The organism is Bacteroides sp. 1001136B_160425_E2, assembly GCF_015559655.1.
Classification (GTDB): Bacteria; Bacteroidota; Bacteroidia; order Bacteroidales; family Bacteroidaceae; genus Bacteroides; species Bacteroides luhongzhouii.
In genome coordinates this window covers 188,224-206,121 of sequence record NZ_JADMQH010000006.1, presented here as the reverse complement: position 1 = coordinate 206,121, position 17,898 = coordinate 188,224, and the positions used below count along the sequence as shown (strand labels likewise).

Sequence of the window (17,898 nt, the reverse complement as noted above, 5' to 3'; positions counted from 1 at the left end):
CATTTTACGTCACTTGTTGAATGAGGGTAGACATTTCAGAACTGGGAAGAGGGTCTCAAGCAGCTTCCCGGTTCTTTTTATTCATAGGCTGTTTCTTTTTATGGTTGGGTTACTACTATTTTCTTTTCATACTGCTGATAATCAAATCCGATTATATCTTTCAATATATTCAGAATTTCATCCAGGCTTTCATCTTTCAGAAACTTGACTGTATATCGTTTCGATGTAGGGATATTTGCTGTATTATCAATCGTGGTGTTATAGTGCCTTTCCAGGGTTCGGAATATTTCTCCGGCACTGGCATTGGTAAAGACCAGTTTCCCTACCATCCAGCAGTTGGTATCATTCGTATTTATCACTGATATATGGATGTCTGATGATTTTTTGTCGTATGTAAGTTGTTCATTAGGCTTTAGTATATGGGGAGGTTGCGCTTGAACACTCACTTCCACCTTACCGCTAGTCAGGGTAGTTGTTATTTTCTCATCATTAGGATAGGCTTTCACGTTGAATCTGGTTCCAAGAACTTTCACCGAAAGTTGGGAGGCTTCTACTATAAAAGGACATGCAGTATCTTTTTTGACAGAGAAATAAGCTTCACCGTCAAGCATGACCAAGCGTTTATCTTTGGCAAAAGTTTCCGGGTATAAAATGGTACTTCCCGCGTTCAACCATACTTCCGAACTGTCCGGCAATATCAGGCGTTTCTGTTCTCCGTAGGCAACGGATACTTCTATCATTTCGTTTTGGAGAGAAAGATAGTAGAACATTCCTCCTGCAAATAAAAACAAAGGAACAATAACAGCAGCAATACGAGCGAACTTCTGATAAGAAGCTATGTTGGTCAGATGTTCCTTATTATATCCCGTTCTTAAATTTACCCGTTCCAATGAAGCATAAGTATTCGAATCGGCTTCTACGTCCAATTCATTCCAATAATCCAATGAAGCTTTAATTTTCGCCTGCTGATTTTTATCTTTGATGATCCATTTCTGCACTTTCTCTTCCGTTTCAGACGGAAAGCGGGCGGAGAGGAACATTTTGATGATTTTACTGATATTACTCTTCTTCATTTTTGCTGCACTTTACTATATATACAGTTTGGTGGCAAAAAGCTCAATAAGAAAATGAATCTTTTTTTGAAAAAAGCAGGATAAAGACAAAAATGCTCCTATAATAATGATACCAAAAAACAGGAAATAGCCTTCCGTATTTCTTTCAAAGCAAGGCTTAACTGGCTTTCAACATTTCTTTTGGTAGTATTCAGGCGTTCGGCAATCTCGGCATTGGATAATCCTTCGTTACGGCTCAATGTATAAATCATTCTCCGTTGTTCGGGCATTCCCCCAACAAGTTTGTCAATTAGCATTTCCAGTTCCTTGGCAATAAGGTCTTCTTCGGAAGTAGAGCTATATTCTGTATCCAGGTTGTTCAGATAGGCATCGCTCACATATTTATGTTTCAGGAAGTTGATGGCTGCATTTCTTGCAATGGTGTGCAAATAAGAATTGAATGATTTAGACGTATCAATGGAATGACGATTGATCCAAAGATTGACAAATAAATCCTCTGTCAGCTCTTCCGCATCGGGTTCCGATTTTATATATCCGTCAATGAATGTTTTGGTTTTGTTGTAGTATGCTATAAAAATAGTCTCAAAGGCCTTGTGATTCCCATCCTGAAAGGCCTCCAGCGTTTTTATATCAATGTTATTATTCATACTATTTCCCAACTTTCATTTCATTAGGACAAAAGAAACAATAATTTATCTTATATGAATGCTCTTTTTGGAAATATTAATGATATTAGAAGGATTTATTTTATTTAATGGCCGATAAAGTACAGAAGACATTGACCACAAACTGGTATGTACTATATGTTGCCTAAACCCTATTAGTAACTAGGAGAATTTATTTATTCTGCAGTGCTATTGTTTCTTCAATTTTAGCTTATTTCTGTATGGTTTATCCATCTTAGACAGAAGAACAAAAGAATATGTTTCCTGTATAGTCGTTTGGGGTAGTTCCTTTCTTTTGTTCTTTCACCTGTATTGTTCCATTTGTTCCATATATTGTGGGAAAATAGTCTCCCATATTATGGGAATTTATTTTCTTAATATGAGAGAATACTTTCCCATAATATATGGGAATAATAGTACTAACGTACATTGTGATGAAACAATGCAATCATTTACCATCTCAAGACATCAACAAACAAGTCGCTTCAAGGAAAGGTGAAAAGATAGATAATAATCGGAATTTATTCCTCCATAAGCATACAAAAAGTATAGTGACGCCATCCTGCCCTTATAGCGACACTATCCGGGTGTTATAGTGACGCTATTTGACACGGATAGCGTCACTATGTTTTTTTGACAAATATCAAGCCGTTGCGGGCTATTAATTAAGAAGATAAGCCGTATCTTTGTAGCAAACAAGAAAATTATATATCATGATTAAAAACATTGTATTTGATTTTGGAGGAGTGATTGTAGATATTGATCGTGACAAAGCGGTTCAGGCATTTATCAAACTGGGACTGGCAGATGCTGATACCCGGCTGGATAAATATCACCAGACTGGAATTTTTCAAGAACTGGAAGAAGGAAAGCTAAGCGCGGATGAGTTTCGGAAACAACTGGGGGATTTATGTGGCCGTCCATTGACGATGGAGGAAACCAAACAGGCATGGCTGGGCTTTTTCAACGAAGTGAATCTAAATAAACTCGACTATATATTGGAATTGAGAAAGTCATATCATGTGTATATTTTAAGTAATACCAATCCTTTTGTTATGTCGTGGGCATGCAGCCCCGATTTCTCATCGAAGAAAAGGCCGTTGAATGATTATTGTGACAAATTATATTTGTCTTATCAGGTCGGTCACACGAAACCTGCACCGGAAATTTTCGAATTTATGGTGAATGATTGTAATATCATTCCTTCCGAAACTTTATTTGTAGATGACGGTGCTTCGAATATCCATATAGGCAAGGAACTTGGATTTGAAACGTTCCAACCGAAGAATGGTGCGGATTGGCGGGAAGAAATGACTGCTATCTTGGAGAAACGATAATTGAGCAGTTAGTATCATACCGCAAATAAGAAATATGCAACCACAAGTCATACTTATCACCGGAGCATCTTCCGGATTCGGCAAGATTACCGCTCAAATGTTATCGGAACAAGGGCACATCGTTTATGGAACAAGCCGGAAACCTGCTGAAGACATGAATCATGTAAAAATGCTTGTTGTCGATGTTACCAATTCCCTTTCCGTATGTCAGGCCGTAGAGCGGATTCTATTGGAGCAGGGACGGATTGACGTATTGATTAATAATGCCGGAATAGGTATTGGCGGCGCATTGGAACTTGCCACTGAAGAAGAAGTGAATATACAAATGAATACAAACTTCTTCGGCGTAGTGAATATGTGTAAAGCTGTATTGCCATCTATGCGAAAGGCGCGAAAGGGCAAGATTATCAATATCAGTTCTATCGGTGGTGTAATGGGAATCCCCTATCAGGGATTTTATTCTGCTTCGAAATTTGCAGTCGAGGGATATAGCGAAGCTTTGGCTTTAGAGGTTCATCCGTTCCATATAAAGGTTTGTGTAGTAGAACCGGGAGACTTCAACACCGGATTTACTGATAACCGGAATATCTCCGAACAGACAAGACTGGATGCCGATTACGGAGAGAGTTTTCTGAAATCATTGGAGATTATAGAAAAAGAAGAACGTAATGGATGCCATCCGCGGAAGTTGGGGGCTGCCATCTGTAAGATAGTGGAACGTACCAATCCTCCTTTTCGGACGAAAGTAGGTCCCTGGATACAGGTATTGTTTGCGAAGAGTAAAAAATGGTTGCCTGATGCAGTGATGCAGTATGCCTTACGGATATTCTACGCAATTAAGTAAACGATACGATATAAAAAAGAAATTGTTCCACAAGTTCCTAAAAGAAAAATCGTCCTTACTACAGTCTATCTCGTAATAAGGACGATTTTATAAGATCAAGGCTTTTTTGAACGGCCTCTTTTCGGTTTGAATATCTTTATGTGTCCGGATCAGTTCTTCGGAACTAATTCCAAAAACATGGTAGTAGTCAGCAACACGGCCAGTCCGACACAAACACTTATCAATAGCCAATTGATATATTTTGCTTTCGGCTTGGTGTCGGCATGCAGATTATTCAGGAAATACTCCCTGAAGAAAAGATACAGGCCGGGGATTGTGGCACTTGCCAATAAGAAATCTTCCGGAATCTGAAAGAAATAAGTTTTGGATAATCCGATCAGTGACCAGTGGCAAAGGAACAATACCAAAAACATATTGACCTTTTGCGCAAACAGCAATAACAATCCGATAGTAAACACAACTACCGAACAAGGCATGACCGGAGAAGTCATTTCCGGGAATGAAAGACCGCGTGCCAATGAAACCAAAGGATATATAAAAGGCATTGCCAACAGGACATAAGACAGCAGATCATATTTGTGAGTACGTTCAAAGGTAGTATATCCCGTAATCGCATCCCAAATCCAAATGATAGCCATAACGCCCCAAAACATAGCCATTACGCCATTATAGCTACGTTCTTCACAATAGATATAATAGTAGACTAGAGAAATCCACGTATACAGACCTATCATATAGAACTTCATCGCCATTTTCACCCACGGACGTGGTTTGCCGATAAGCAATCCGGTCAATGCAATACCAATCAGAATGATAACTATCTGGAAAAGCCAGGTAGCTGAATTATAATATGCAATTGTTCTCCAAAAAATCTCCATAAAAGTTCGTTTTAGTGTCTTGTTAATGAAAAGGCTCTATGTGGGAACAGGAACATCGGGAACGTAGCTCCTACCGCCAACATAAAAATCACTGTACTTGCTATCAGAGTATTAGAGAAGAACATCGACATAAACTTATCCAGTTTATCCGGATCATTCACATTTTGCAGACACATGATAAGTGAAAATACCATGTTGTATGCAAACTTTCCCGGAATCATAGGAAGTAACGCCGGAATGTACAATACCGTCATCGGACAATATACTTTTTTCCCTAACCACAAACTGCCGAAGCCGATGACTAATCCGGCAAACAACGAACCGGTGGCAATATCCATGCCTAAATAGTTCATTAAACAAAAACGACAGGCGTGTCCCAATGCTGCCAGTATGGCAATCATCTTGAATGCACGTAAAGGAGGATCGGAAATCGCACCAAATCCTATACCAGCTACTGCTGCAAAAAATCCATCAGTAAGAATGTCAAGTGCTATCATATCAAATTAAACTGTTTTTTACCATTAATAATGTGAAGGAAAGTCCGATAGCGATGCTGACAATCAACAAAGAAGCCTCTGTCAGACGGGCAAATCCTGTTAAAACGTACCCTTCTACTACATCAATCACGCCATTAATCAAGGGAACCCCAGGCACAAGATAAAGCACGCTGGTTGCCATTGCGATCTCCGACGTTGTGTCGAAAATCAGCGCGGTGGAAGCACACAGGGAAGCAACAAAAGCCGAAACAATAAATACAACATAATGATTGATCTTTTTCGCTTGCATTTGTTGTTTCAGGTAGAATCCTGTAATGGTAGCCGAGAACACAATTCCCATCGAAATTAAATCACCGCCGAACAATTTACAGAAAGACGCATTGGCAAATCCTACCAGTAGTAAAACGAAAAGCGGATGTATCCGCGGAGCAGAAATAATCTTCTTGTATTTGTCTTTCAATTCTTCCAATGACAAATGATTGTCTACTGCTTCCCAGCTCAATGCGCTTAACTCTGAATTATGTTCAAAACTGATCGGGTGTGCAGGAATGTCTATAACCTCGTTACAAGCTTCGTTTGTTTCTTTATCTATAATAGTCAGAATGATGTTTCTATGAAATACGCTTAATTTGACATCTAGTCCGAAAGCCTCTCCAATACGCTTTGTGTTGCGTACTACCCGCGAGGTGTGTACTCCGGCCCCCATTAAATGGGCTGAATATTCTGCAATAAATTTACCTATGGATAATAAAGATTCGCCTGTCTTCATGAATATGATATTTTTAAATCGGGCGCAAAAGTACAAAAAAAATAGATACCTTTGCCGTGATTAAAAATAAAAAATGCATGAATAACCAATTTACGCATCCAAAAGAGAGAATACGTTTTGCCATATTGACTTTTTTCTTTGCCCAAGGACTTTGTATGGCAAGTTGGGCTAGCCGAATCCCTGATTTTAAAGACGTTTTTGCTGCAAATTATGCTTTCTACTGGGGATTGATTTTATTTATGATCCCTGTCGGAAAATTTGTCGCAATCCCCTTGGCTGGCTATCTTGTTTCGAAGTTAGGAAGCCGGAGCATGGTACAGGTCAGCATCTTGGGATACGCTTCATCCCTGCTTTGTGTCGGACTGGCTCATGAGGTCTATCTTTTAGGCTTTCTGCTCTTTTGCTTCGGAGTGTTCTGGAATTTGTGCGATATATCATTCAATACACAAGGTATTGAGGTGGAACGTTTGTATGGTAAAACCATTATGGCCACTTTTCATGGAGGATGGAGTCTGGGGGCATGCGCAGGAGCACTTATCGGCTTCGTGATGATTTTGGCAGGAGTCTCCCCCATCTGGCATTATACACTGATATTTATAATCATCCTTATAATTGCACTTTCCGGGCGAAAATATTTGCAGGAGAGCGCACCGCAGGAAGCGGAAGTTTCTGATACAAAGACGAAGGAAAGAAATACAGCCAAAGCTCCCAATGGCTTTCGCCTGTTATTTCAAAAACCGGAAATGTTGCTTTTGCAGTTAGGACTTGTCGGACTGTTTGCGCTGATTGTAGAAAGCGCGATGTTCGACTGGAGTGCCGTTTATTTCGAATCAGTGGTTCACGTACCTAAATCATTGCAAATCGGTTTTCTTGTATTTATGATTATGATGGCAACGGGCCGTTTCCTGACTAACTACGCTTATCAACTTTGGGGAAAGAAGAAAGTCCTGCAACTGGCGGGCAGCTTTATCTGTATCGGCTTCTTTGTTTCTGCCCTGTTAGGAGGAGTTTTCGAAGCTATGGCCATGAAAGTAATCATCAATTCTTTGGGTTTCATGCTGGTTGGCTTGGGTATTTCCTGCATTGTGCCTACTTTGTACAGCTTCGTGGGAGCCAAATCAAAAACACCGGTCAGTATTGCACTCACCATTCTGTCAAGTATCAGTTTTATAGGTTCGTTGATTGCTCCCCTACTTATCGGTGCCATTTCGCAGGCGTTCGATATCCGTATCGCTTATATGCTTATCGGCATATTGGGTGGATGTATCGTATTAATAGTCAGTTTCAGTAGCGCTTTCGATATTCGGGAGTCCGCAGCGAAACCTGAACCGGACAAATAAAAACGCAGTCTTTCACAGTGTTTAAAGCTAAACCTCCTGTGAAAGACTGCGTCAATCTTTTAATGCCTTAACTAACCTAACTACTTTATCTTAACTAACCTATCTACAAAATACTCGAAAAATCTTTTATACTACTAATGATCCTATCTTTCAATTCGTTATTTTCAACTATTGAGAAGTCACAGTCTACATTTGCCGGAGCCAATAATATCGCTTTAGCTTCTTCTGCATCTGCCATCTCTTCCGGGTGCTCTCTGAAATAAGTTTCCCATTGGGAAGCTGATTGCGGAGTTACACCTAGCACATAGTTGATAAAATCATCATCCGTCAAAAAATCCATTACCTTTGAGCACATATCGCATCCTTTTTAAGCGTTTACATAAGTAGGACGGCATTATCTTGTCTATGTACTCAACCAATTTACCTTTTTTACTAAAATTAACTCGCCAGACTACGCAACTTTGTCAATCCGCGATGCATCAGGTTGCGTACAGACTGATAATTCATATTCATAATCTCGCAGATATCCTCGTATTTCTTTTCTTCTATATAATATAATGTAAGCGCTTCACGCTGACGGGGAGATAATTGATCCAGCAGACGTTTAACCAATGAAAATTCATTATTGCGTTGCTCTTTTGCCATATAATCATCTTCTACATCTGTAGGAGTGGATAAGCTAACTTCTTCTACTACCGTATCAGACATATACATACGTCTGCGAAGTTCATCACACAACTTATTCTTTAAGGAGATGAATAAATAAGATCTCAAATTATCGATTGTTCCTAATTCATCTCTCTTTGTATAGAGTTTCACGAAGATGTCGTGAATGCAATCTTTCAGTAACTCTTTATCAATGGTCAACTTCAATCCGTAATTAAAAAGGACGTTGATGTGCAAGTTATACAGCTGTGAAAAAGCTGCCATGTTTCCCGCTTGAAAAGAAGCGAGTAAAGTGTCGGTTGAATTATTAGTCTGTTCCATCATAGCATTAATTCGATTGATTTGATGTTGCAAAACTAAGCAGTATCGACCGTAACATTAGGTAAAATCTGGTTTGTGGATTGAAAAAACAAGTATCATGTTTTATAACACTCTTTTACGAGAAATTACCTATAAAAAGCAAAAATCCCGTTGAATAGTCTTCAACGGGATTTTCTGTTTTATAGCTTGTGAAACCAATAAATACCTTCTTTCTTATCTGGTACCTTTAGATTGTATAAATCGTTTATTTTCAATGATTTATTTATTGTTTCAATCTTTCCGGAAGCTGGATGAATGTACTTTAATGCATACTTTCCGGACGATAATTGAACAGGAATTTCTGTTCCGGACTTGGAATAAATGATACTTCCAATATCAGATTTTACCATTTTCTTATACTCATCCGTATTTGTTTCTTCCACTTCCATTGCTGCTGCATCTTTCAAGAATGCTTTATCTGTGCACGGAATTACAGGACATGAACCTCCTGCCATGAATACAGCCCATCCCATAGCCGGATAATTCTGTGCATAGAATGTCACTGCCTTTTGAGGAAATTTCTGACGATACTCATTGACAGCTTTATATGCTTCTGTGAAAGTCACCTTTCCTACTTTCATCTTACGCATGTGTTGACGTGGTGCCATATTTTTTCCACCTTCCGGCGCAAAGATTCCATCCGTCTTATAATGCCAATACCGGATATCAATAATATCTACTACGGCAGCGCGTTTGGGATCTGCAAGGATTGCATCTTGTACATCTTTCGTTGTACTTAATGCTACTTTCGCTTTCTTTCCGGTTTCAGTTTCCCATTCGGCTATCATGTCTAACCAAAATTGTACGAAGTGCAACGGACCTGTAAATTCGGCACTTGTCAACTGAATAACATTCGAATTGTCCGCGAAGTTATTCAAGCACTGACGGATATATTGTCTGTGCAGTTCACGGCGAACAGGATGACTGATATCATAGAACATATCTGCTACAAAAATTCGTTTGTCTCCGGCAAATGGAGCAGGTTCAGGAAATCCGGTCTGATTGATGTTATTGCTGCTTCTCCATGGAGAATCCACCCAATGTGCACCGGCTTCCAGTATATTGTGCTGGAAATAGTTTTCATGGAATAATAACAATCCGTCCTCATTCCCTTTTTCCGCAAATTCTTTTAAGCGACTCCAGTACCATGCATTAGGGCGTTTTAAATCATATTTGCTCAATCCTTCCCATGCTGTCCCCTGACCGCTACGACCGAATGGCTGTTCATAGAAAGGTCCCCATACATCACCATCCCGACGGCGAATCCGTTCGTGGTCATCCCGGCGACGGTCATACCAAAGGCCGTAATTCTGATCGAAAACAAGAATGTTTTTCTGTTTCATAAAATCGACTACAGAATCAATGCGGTCGGTTAATCCCAATCCTTCGCGTCCCGGCACAAAGCGGGTAATGGCCGGACTTGCCTTTTTTAGATAATTGGTTTTGAGCTTTCCGTTCCACCAAGGGGTGGTATGACTGCCTCCAACCAATAGAGCACCGTCCATCTGAATACGTCCATTGGTTACTGTTACTTCCGGTTGAGTTAATAATTTAGAAGAAGAATTTGCATGTGCAGCGCTCTTTTTCTCTTTAATGTCATCGATTGATTTTACTCCGGTTGATGCCACTGAAGGAGCAAACTTGTTATCACCTATCCAATGTTCCAACGTCAACCGTGGTATATATGCCTCTTTAGCGAGTTCCATAGCTACTTCCACTGTAGGACTACTGGTTGCACTTGTATTTCTGGGCAGAATACGTGCACGTTCCGCACATTCTTTGTTCAACCGTTCTTCCAATTGAGCATAAAAAATACTGCGAGGTTGTACATGATTGTTGGATTGTGCCCATTCACCATCACCGGAGAATTGTGCCCAACAACCGTATGCACGGTTCATCGCATCTTTTGCCGGGGCATAACATTCGATTTCCGCTGCGGTACATTGCCAAAACAAGCTGTTTGCCGTATTCCAACCGGCTCCGTTTTTATCTTGTCCCAAATTCTTGAAAGTCAGATTATGACCGTCGATATTTACTATGTCAAACAATAGTCCGCACGCCCAGGCATCAATAGAGCCACTGAATCCCAAAGATTCATACGAATCACATTGCACAAAAGCATTGGGACCGGCTGCGCAATATCCGGCAGCAAAGTCATGAATACCCTGTTCCGAATAGCAGCGCTGAAATAAAGTTTGTTGTCCCAGCGTATGGAAAGTGCAACGACGCATCCCTCCGATTTCTGAAACGGGTTCTTTCGATATACAGTCTTCAACGGTAATTTTGGAACCTGTACGCTGAACAATTACAGCGCTTCCTGCAAAATGCTTGAAGTTAACCAGTCTCACCCAACAGTTTTCCGCATCTTCAATGGAGATACCTGTCCAGCAATGATCCTCGTCTTTAGGATAACGCTTGTCGTATTCAGAAATCAATGTCATATTTTCTACGCCACAATTGTAAATACGTCCGTTCCATTGATAAGTCAACAGGGAAGAAGTTCCATAGTTGGCATCCAAAGCTACGGTCAGCGGAGCATCCAATGTTACCTGGTTGCCGTTTACTTCGCAGACTGTTCTGTCCCAAGTCAGATCCATGTCACCTTCTTTCCATCCCAAAGCGCTGATACCTCCTCCAAAAATATCACAACCTAAAGAGGCAATCCATTCTTTGCCGGAAGGACGGGTAACCATGACACGATCTCCTTTTTTCAGAGAAACACCCAAAGCGACTTCCAATGTTCTCGCGTTTACCGGAACATAGTGGGAAAGCACCTTCAATGTATCTTGTACATTCAGATCGTTCCTTCCTTCCATATAGATAAGCGCACCTCTGTCTACGCCCTTTTTCAGCAGTATTGTTTTTTCTTTATCCGTTCCCCGCAACACAATTCCGGATGCGGAGATACGGATACTGCCGGACAGGGAAAACTCTCCCTGATCGAGTAATACGGCTCCCCGAAAACCGGAAGCGTCAGGAGTCAGCGAAGCTACATAATCAATGGCACGTTGAATACGCGCAGTATTATCTCCGGCTTTCCAGGGTACAAATACCACATTGCGGACAGAAGGAATATCCTGTTCGGAGGATTTATATCCGCATGTAGAGAAGTCGAGAATCCGGTTTCCCCGATCATCATTCAGGTAAGTGATCTGATCATTCTTAACTTGTAAAGCAAAGGTTTGCGCATAACTTTGCACAAACCCAACGCTCAATAATCCTAAAAGGATCGTTCTTAGTTGTATATTCATCACAATAAACTTTATCATCTTTTCATCCGGTTATAACAGACTTTTCCGTTTAGACAATGTATCGTAATTGTTCTTCAAGTCTGTCCAGTCCACTTTCTTCCTGGTGTCTATACCATTGATGTATTTTTCAATATTGGTATATCCGTCACCGTTGCAGTCCATGTTTGCGTCAGCCGGGTCGTTTGGATTCAATCCGTTGGCAATTTCCCAAGCATCCGGCATACCGTCGCCGTCCGAGTCTACTACCGCTTCACCTTTATATTCGGGCAGTCCGCCTACCTGACGAATATCTGTGATAATACCTTGCTTATAAGAATCAGCCGGTAACCGTCTCTTCACGTAAGGAGAGACAAACTCCGGTGCATCTTTCGCATAAATGGCTTTTCCTGTTTGTACGGTTTTAATGACACGTGCATCCACTGCGTCACGTTTCGGGAAATTGGCTCCTACATTATCTAATACAAAGTTATAAGCTTTTTTGGTATCCATTACAGTTACCGGTGGCATTTTGAAAGCCTCGTCCGATTTAATTAGCGGCAAAAACTTTGTGGCATCTACCTCTTCTTTAAGTTGTACGCCTCCATCCCAGTTATCTTTTGTAACTTTGGCATTGCCGTGGATAATATTTCCGTTTACGTATGCTTTTCCGAATGAAAGCGGTCTGTTTTTGTCACGTCCCGCTTCCGGTTTGAGAATACGATAAGAGATCGGTTTACCTATCGGAGTGATCGGACCGGGTTTGAAGTAGTTGTTTATCATATTGTAGAAACTGTTGTGATCGCCTCCGTCTACGGAACGGTTCCACCAGTTGAAAACAACATTATTGACGAAGTTAAAATCGCCGTCCATACCTACCGAACTATTCCGGCTGATGTTGGAAGCAAAGAGGTTACGGCAGAACATACTGTTATGACCACCGATAGTTGCACCGAAAGCATGATTGTAGGTATCTAATGCTTCAGAGAAAATAGAATTCTGGATGGTAATGTTTACCGTCGGCAGTTTCAGTCCGTGTCCGTCTGCCCCTCTGTTGTATACATGACGGTAGATAGACATATTTTCATCCAATCCCCAACTGGCGGAGCAATGGTCTATCATGATATTTCCAACCGCATTCCCTCCTACTGCATCATCACGGAAAGCTACGTCCTGCGCACCGCGACGGAAGCGCATGTGGCGAATCACGACATCGTGTGTATCGATCAGGAAAGATTGTCCGGTGACGCAGATACCATCTCCGGGAGCCGTTTGTCCGGCAATCGTTACATAAGGGGCACGTACACTAATCGGGCTTTTCAAACGAATCACTCCCGCTACATTGAATACAATAATACGTGCACCTCCTGTTTCGCAGGCTTCACGTAGTGTTCCGGGACCGGAATCTTCCAGCGAAGTGACTACAATCACTTTACCTCCACGACCACCGGGAGTATACATGCCTCCGCCTTCCGCTCCGGGGAAAGCCGGGATATTACTTTTTATCAAATCTTCGGGTTTGGAGGCCCAAGGCTTATAGGGACGACCTTTCTTTGCTTCTTCTAACACTATCGGCAAAGCTTTTTCCCATGCCGCATCCGATTTCCGTTCAAACTCCGCTTCTTGTTTTGCTCCTCTTGCTTTTACCGAGTCCGGAATCACAGGATACTGGGCTGCCACAGGTAGTACACAGGCAACCAGCATCCACGCTGATAATACTTTCTTAATGTTGTTCATTCTTTCGAATCTTAATTAGGTTTCTAAAAGGACGATTAAGAAAGCATTTTGTAATCGGTTATCTCTCTCCTTTCCGCCATTCATTCATATATTCGCGAGGGGACTGATTATATTTTTTCCGGAAACACTTGCTATAGTAACCCGAATCTTTGAATCCGACAGCAAAAGCAATTTCGGAAACACTTAAATCCGTATTTTTAATCAGCTCGATAGATTTATTCAAACGGATCTCCTTTACCAGGTCGACGGGTGCCAGGCCGGTAAGACTCTTCAGTTTCTTGAAGAATGCCGAACGGCTCAATCCGATACCGGATGCTATGGTGTCAATATTAAAGTCACTATCATCCATATTTTCTTCAATGACCTGATGTATCTTTTCGAGGAACTGTACGTCTTTCTTGACTAAAAATTGTTCGTAGCTGTCTTCTTCGGTCGTTGTCTGGTTTTCCATTTGCTGACGGATTCGTTCACGGAACAGTTTCCGTTCGGCAAGTAACTGGTCGATACGTGCCAACAGATATTCCTTACTGAAAGGTTTGGTGATGTAGGCGTTCGCTCCTAAAGTGATAGCTTTGGTCTTGGCACCTTCATCATTCTTCGCAGTTAGAATAATGACAGGGATATGACTGATTTGGAAATCTTTGCGAATAGATTGCAACATTTCAAGTCCATCCATTTCAGGCATCATCTGATCAGTTACTACAATATCCGGATGATACAGATGTACTTTCTTCAAACCTTCTACTCCGTTATTGGCAATATGGATATTGAACTTGTCTTCCAACTGAAGCTTTATCAACTGACAAAGGTCTTTATTATCTTCCACCAACAGAAGGGTCGGTAATGAAGCATCGATTTCCGGTTCTTCTTCCGTACTGTCTTCGGATGTGGCATTTGCAACAGGATTTTGTTCCACAGAAACAGGAACTGTCTCCGTATCTCCCACATAAAAGTCTACTTCCGACGGGCGGTAATGTTCCTTATCCATCAGGAGTTCCACTATAAACACCGCCCCTTGTCCTTCGGGACTTTCGGCACGAATCTGTCCGTGATGCAGATTGACGATCTCTTTTGAAAGTGCCAATCCGATACCAGTGCCCTGATAATAGGAGTTTTTCGCGTTCTCTCCTTGCGAGAAGCGTTCGAAAATCTCGGTCAGTTTATTTTGTGGAATACCTACTCCATTATCTTCTACCCGTACATAACAACGTTTACCGTCGTCTGTCAATCCGGTAGTTATATAAATACTTCCTCCGGAATGAGTGAATTTGAATGCGTTGGATATGATATTGCGGATAACAATGCTCATTTTTTCCTTGTCCGCCCATACCATAATTGGTTCATCCGGCAACTGGAAAGTAAAACTGATTTCGTTTTCTTCGGAAAGTACCCGGAATTCTTTTTGGAAAGAAGCTATCATCTCATTAAAATCAATTAATGACACATGTAAACGCATCTTGCCGTTCTGAATCTTCCGGAAATCAAGTATCTGATTTACTAATTGCAACATCTGATTGGTGTTCTTTTCCATCAGTTCCACATATTGTAGTCCTTTCGGGGAGAGCTTTTCGCGTTCTCTCAGTTCTTGTATCGGACCTTTTATCAATGTCAAAGGAGTCCTCAATTCATGGGAAATATTGGTAAAGAACTTAATTTTCATTTCTGATACCTTCTGTTCGATATAAATATCATTCTTCATTTTGAGCATGAAGAAGGCCAGGCGCAGACTGAAATAGAGAGCTGCCAAACCTAAAATTACATATATAAGAGTTGCCCACCAGCTTAACCACCATGGCGGAAGGATAGTGATGGTCAATGTGCAGTTGGAAACCAGCTCCGGATTGGCTTCATCTACGGTTTCTACACGGAATGTATAGTCTCCGGGAGGTACGTTGGTATAAGAGGCGATACGGTTTTTCCCATTATAGTGCCATTCTTTTTCATATCCTTCAAGTATATATCGGTAAGATACCCGGTTCTGATTGTAGAAATTTAATGCGGCAAATTCAATCGTGAACATGGATTGATTGTAGTTCAGCTGGATTGCTTTGGCATATGTAATGGATTCTTTCAGGATCGGACATTCGCGAAAACTACGCAAATCATGGTTGGAAACTTTAAAGTCAACAATACGTGTATCGTAGTTTGTATGCAATGTTTCCAGTTTGTCGGGAGAGAATGCCAGGATTCCCTGCCGGGTACCAATCCACAAGTCTCCATTCAAGGTACGAAGGGCGCTACCTTCTTCCAATTCCACGTTCAGAAAACCGTCGTATTTGTCGTAGTTACGAAATTGTTCGGTAGCTTTATTGAAACAAGACAAGCCAATTTCCGTTGTAAACCATAAGTTACCGTTTTTATCTTCTACGATGGATTTGACTACATCGTTATTCATTCCTTCGCGTATGCCATAGGATTTGAAGATCGGTTCACGTTTTTCTTTATCATAGCGGACTAATCTATTCAAACCGCCTCCGAACACACTTACCCAGATTTGCGAATCAGTATCTTTGTAGAGTACATAAATATCATTATCCGCTACATTTGAATTTTCGCTGACCTGGCGGTACGTTTCAAACTGGATCTGTTCGGGGGCAGTGAAATGTCCGTCGAAAGACATCAAGCCATCCATTGTTCCTACCCAAATACGTCCGTCTTCATCTTCCGTCATGGTACGCACCTCCATATAAAGACCGTATGCAGGATATTGTTTCAAGCCATTGTATTTATGTATAAAGGTAATTGCTCCTTTTTCTTCGGAAATTAGATTCAGACCTCCTCCCAGTAATCCTACCCAAATGCGCCCCTGGCTGTCCTGATAGGTAAAGTACACATCGTTGTTACTGATAGAATTCGGATTTTTGGGGTCATTGATATAACGGGTAAAACGCAACCCGTGCGGTGAATTCATGTCCGGTTCGGCTTTGACAAGCCCGTTTCCTTTGGTGGAAAACCAAAGATTACCGTCTTTGTCTTCCATAATATGATATACGGCTCCCAACAAGTAATTCTTATCCGAGAAGATTTGTTTCACTTGTCCATTACGGTCCAGGCGATACAGGGCTTGCCAGCGGGTTCCTACCCAAATATCCCCATTTTGTGCCTGAAAGAGAGCACGTATTCCCTGATTCCAAGAAGTCGTTCTCTCGGGCACTACCGGAGATGGAGAAACGTCTGTCAGCAGTTGGAATTGCTTCTTGGGGAAATTAAGCCTGTATACTCCGCTGCTCGTAGATGCCAGCCAAAGGATGCCATCTTTATCCAGCAGAAGATGGAAGAAAAGCTGATTGGGAAGATCGTCGGAGAAAGGCTTCAATTGGTTGATACGGGTCATTTCCAGTTTCTCCCTGTCGAATAGAAGAATTTCCCCTCCCGGAGTCATAAAGAACATGCCCTGTTCGCCGGCATCCTGCATTTCAAAATTGCCGATTGCGTTCTGATTGGGGAATGTAAAGCGGTGATGGCTCCTGTTCAGGGGATCATAATAGGTCAATGCCTGGTTACCCTCCTGAAACCATACCTTATCATATTTATCATAGAATATAATTCCATTGTCCTTTTCGGGGATGGTAAAGGGGAGCTTGGTCAACTGCTTGTAGCCGATATTGTACTCGTATGCTCCTTCATTGGTGGTAATGTACATCAGACCGGATTCCGTTACCAACAAATTAAAAACCGGCTGTTTGATTTCCGGTATCTCGTAACGGTTGACAACTCCGTTTTGCGGATCAATACTATAAATGCGACCATTTTTATCTCCCAACCATAAAAATTTGGAGTTATAGGAGGCACAAGTAAACTGATCCGGATTGGCAGATACCTTTTTTTGTATAAAGTCGGCAGGTTTGTCTTTCAGTGCTTCCCCTTTCCGTAGGGACAGAATTTGATAATCCATACCGATCCAATTGATAAACTCTGATGTTTCGCAGAATATGTTGTGTTTCAGACGCATATCGTACACGTTCACGTTAGGATGCGAATCATGCAATTGTTTCATCGTTATTTTACCTTCCTTATCGGTGTACGCACGCAAAAGACTTTTATCTTTTGTCAGCAACAGCACGTCGCCGTCTTCGGTCGTCTGAATCTTGATAATCTGAATGTTCTCGGAATATTCTTTCACATCATCATAGACGGCATGAAAGCTCTCATGCCGTTTGTCGAACAGATAGAGTTTACGGTCGATAGTCTTAATCCACAGAAAACCATTCTTATCTTCTACGATACGCTGAATCTTACGCGGCGGAATATCTGTGGAATAAAAACCGTCATGGTTATCGTAGGAACGGAATTTACTTCCGTCAAAACTACATAATCCATACCAAGTTCCGAACCAGATAAATCCGTCTTGTCCTTTTAATGTGCAGTTTACGATATTATTGGGCAAACCACGTTCAGCGGTGTAGTGTTCTACAATCATATTTGGATAGGCAAAAGCACACATGCCTATCATGGATAGGATTAGTATTAGAATATTCCGTTTTCTCATTGATGGCTATAATTGG

13 protein-coding genes are annotated in these 17,898 nt (G+C 41.3%); 3 read left to right on the top strand and 10 right to left on the bottom strand.

Annotation, left to right across the window (positions count from 1 at the left end; translation table 11 throughout):
* Positions 1-98 precede the first annotated feature (98 nt).
* Both I2I04_RS07910 and I2I04_RS07905 read right to left on the bottom strand, forming a co-directional pair.
* Positions 99-1,073, bottom strand: a complete 975-nt coding sequence (locus I2I04_RS07910; protein WP_143260291.1) for a FecR family protein — start codon at positions 1,071-1,073, stop codon at positions 99-101.
* 98 nt (positions 1,074-1,171) lie between these two features.
* Positions 1,172-1,720, bottom strand: coding sequence for an RNA polymerase sigma-70 factor (locus tag I2I04_RS07905; protein WP_143260290.1), 549 nt, complete (start codon positions 1,718-1,720; stop codon positions 1,172-1,174).
* Positions 1,721-2,451: 731 nt separating this feature from the next.
* Between I2I04_RS07905 and I2I04_RS07900 the strand changes: the two genes are divergently transcribed.
* A complete protein-coding gene (locus I2I04_RS07900; RefSeq protein ID WP_195471373.1) occupies positions 2,452-3,075 on the top strand; it encodes an HAD family hydrolase in 624 nt (207 codons plus the stop codon).
* Positions 3,076-3,109: 34 nt separating this feature from the next.
* Complete coding sequence (locus I2I04_RS07895; RefSeq protein ID WP_195654740.1) at positions 3,110-3,919, top strand: SDR family oxidoreductase; 810 nt, start codon at positions 3,110-3,112, stop codon at positions 3,917-3,919.
* A gap of 149 nt (positions 3,920-4,068) precedes the next feature.
* On the opposite strand, the gene I2I04_RS07890 is transcribed toward I2I04_RS07895, so the two are convergent.
* From I2I04_RS07890 to I2I04_RS07880, 3 genes are read right to left on the bottom strand one after another with little or no spacing between them, the layout of a single operon-like run.
* Entirely contained in the window at positions 4,069-4,797 is a 729-nt protein-coding gene (locus tag I2I04_RS07890; protein WP_074559025.1) for a DUF6064 family protein, read from the bottom strand.
* 11 nt (positions 4,798-4,808) lie between these two features.
* Positions 4,809-5,294, bottom strand: coding sequence for a threonine/serine exporter family protein (locus I2I04_RS07885; protein WP_004306108.1), 486 nt, complete (start codon positions 5,292-5,294; stop codon positions 4,809-4,811).
* Position 5,295: 1 nt separating this feature from the next.
* The gene (locus I2I04_RS07880) at positions 5,296-6,063 is read right to left on the bottom strand and encodes a threonine/serine exporter family protein (protein ID WP_004296023.1); all 768 of its coding nucleotides are present in this window, start codon (positions 6,061-6,063) and stop codon (positions 5,296-5,298) included.
* A 77-nt stretch (positions 6,064-6,140) separates the two neighbouring features.
* On the opposite strand from I2I04_RS07880, the gene I2I04_RS07875 reads away from it, so the two are divergent.
* A complete protein-coding gene (locus tag I2I04_RS07875; RefSeq protein WP_074559024.1) occupies positions 6,141-7,403 on the top strand; it encodes an MFS transporter in 1,263 nt (420 codons plus the stop codon).
* Between the two features lie 103 nt (positions 7,404-7,506).
* Here I2I04_RS07875 and I2I04_RS07870 read toward each other — a convergent pair whose 3' ends face one another.
* From I2I04_RS07870 to I2I04_RS07850, 5 genes are all read right to left on the bottom strand, one after another.
* The gene (locus I2I04_RS07870; RefSeq protein WP_143260287.1) at positions 7,507-7,758 is read right to left on the bottom strand and encodes a hypothetical protein; all 252 of its coding nucleotides are present in this window, start codon (positions 7,756-7,758) and stop codon (positions 7,507-7,509) included.
* An 83-nt stretch (positions 7,759-7,841) separates the two neighbouring features.
* Positions 7,842-8,393 carry an RNA polymerase sigma factor gene (locus I2I04_RS07865; RefSeq protein ID WP_074559022.1) on the bottom strand — a complete coding sequence of 184 codons (552 nt, stop codon included), beginning with the start codon at positions 8,391-8,393 and terminating at the stop codon, positions 7,842-7,844.
* A 176-nt stretch (positions 8,394-8,569) separates the two neighbouring features.
* On the bottom strand, positions 8,570-11,680 hold the full coding sequence (locus I2I04_RS07860) for a DUF6298 domain-containing protein (protein ID WP_195654773.1): 3,111 nt from the start codon (positions 11,678-11,680) through the stop codon (positions 8,570-8,572).
* 30 nt (positions 11,681-11,710) lie between these two features.
* Positions 11,711-13,393, bottom strand: a complete 1,683-nt coding sequence (locus I2I04_RS07855; RefSeq protein WP_195654739.1) for a polysaccharide lyase — start codon at positions 13,391-13,393, stop codon at positions 11,711-11,713.
* A 58-nt stretch (positions 13,394-13,451) separates the two neighbouring features.
* Complete coding sequence (locus I2I04_RS07850; RefSeq protein ID WP_410489769.1) at positions 13,452-17,882, bottom strand: two-component regulator propeller domain-containing protein; 4,431 nt, start codon at positions 17,880-17,882, stop codon at positions 13,452-13,454.
* Positions 17,883-17,898 lie beyond the last annotated feature (16 nt).

What these genes read in the sequence shown, in the direction of transcription:
- I2I04_RS07860 (WP_195654773.1), bottom strand. Translation starts at nt 11,680, where the DNA reads ATGAATATACAACTAAGAACGATCCTTTTAGGATTATTGAGCGTTGGG.
- I2I04_RS07855 (WP_195654739.1), bottom strand. Translation starts at nt 13,393, where the DNA reads ATGAACAACATTAAGAAAGTATTATCAGCGTGGATGCTGGTTGCCTGT.
- I2I04_RS07875 (WP_074559024.1), top strand. Translation starts at nt 6,141, where the DNA reads ATGAATAACCAATTTACGCATCCAAAAGAGAGAATACGTTTTGCCATA.
- I2I04_RS07905 (WP_143260290.1), bottom strand. Translation starts at nt 1,720, where the DNA reads ATGAATAATAACATTGATATAAAAACGCTGGAGGCCTTTCAGGATGGG.
- I2I04_RS07880 (WP_004296023.1), bottom strand. Translation starts at nt 6,063, where the DNA reads ATGAAGACAGGCGAATCTTTATTATCCATAGGTAAATTTATTGCAGAA.
- I2I04_RS07890 (WP_074559025.1), bottom strand. Translation starts at nt 4,797, where the DNA reads ATGGAGATTTTTTGGAGAACAATTGCATATTATAATTCAGCTACCTGG.
- I2I04_RS07900 (WP_195471373.1), top strand. Translation starts at nt 2,452, where the DNA reads ATGATTAAAAACATTGTATTTGATTTTGGAGGAGTGATTGTAGATATT.
- I2I04_RS07870 (WP_143260287.1), bottom strand. Translation starts at nt 7,758, where the DNA reads ATGTGCTCAAAGGTAATGGATTTTTTGACGGATGATGATTTTATCAAC.
- I2I04_RS07910 (WP_143260291.1), bottom strand. Translation starts at nt 1,073, where the DNA reads ATGAAGAAGAGTAATATCAGTAAAATCATCAAAATGTTCCTCTCCGCC.
- I2I04_RS07865 (WP_074559022.1), bottom strand. Translation starts at nt 8,393, where the DNA reads ATGATGGAACAGACTAATAATTCAACCGACACTTTACTCGCTTCTTTT.
- I2I04_RS07885 (WP_004306108.1), bottom strand. Translation starts at nt 5,294, where the DNA reads ATGATAGCACTTGACATTCTTACTGATGGATTTTTTGCAGCAGTAGCT.
- I2I04_RS07850 (WP_410489769.1), bottom strand. Translation starts at nt 17,882, where the DNA reads ATGAGAAAACGGAATATTCTAATACTAATCCTATCCATGATAGGCATG.
- I2I04_RS07895 (WP_195654740.1), top strand. Translation starts at nt 3,110, where the DNA reads ATGCAACCACAAGTCATACTTATCACCGGAGCATCTTCCGGATTCGGC.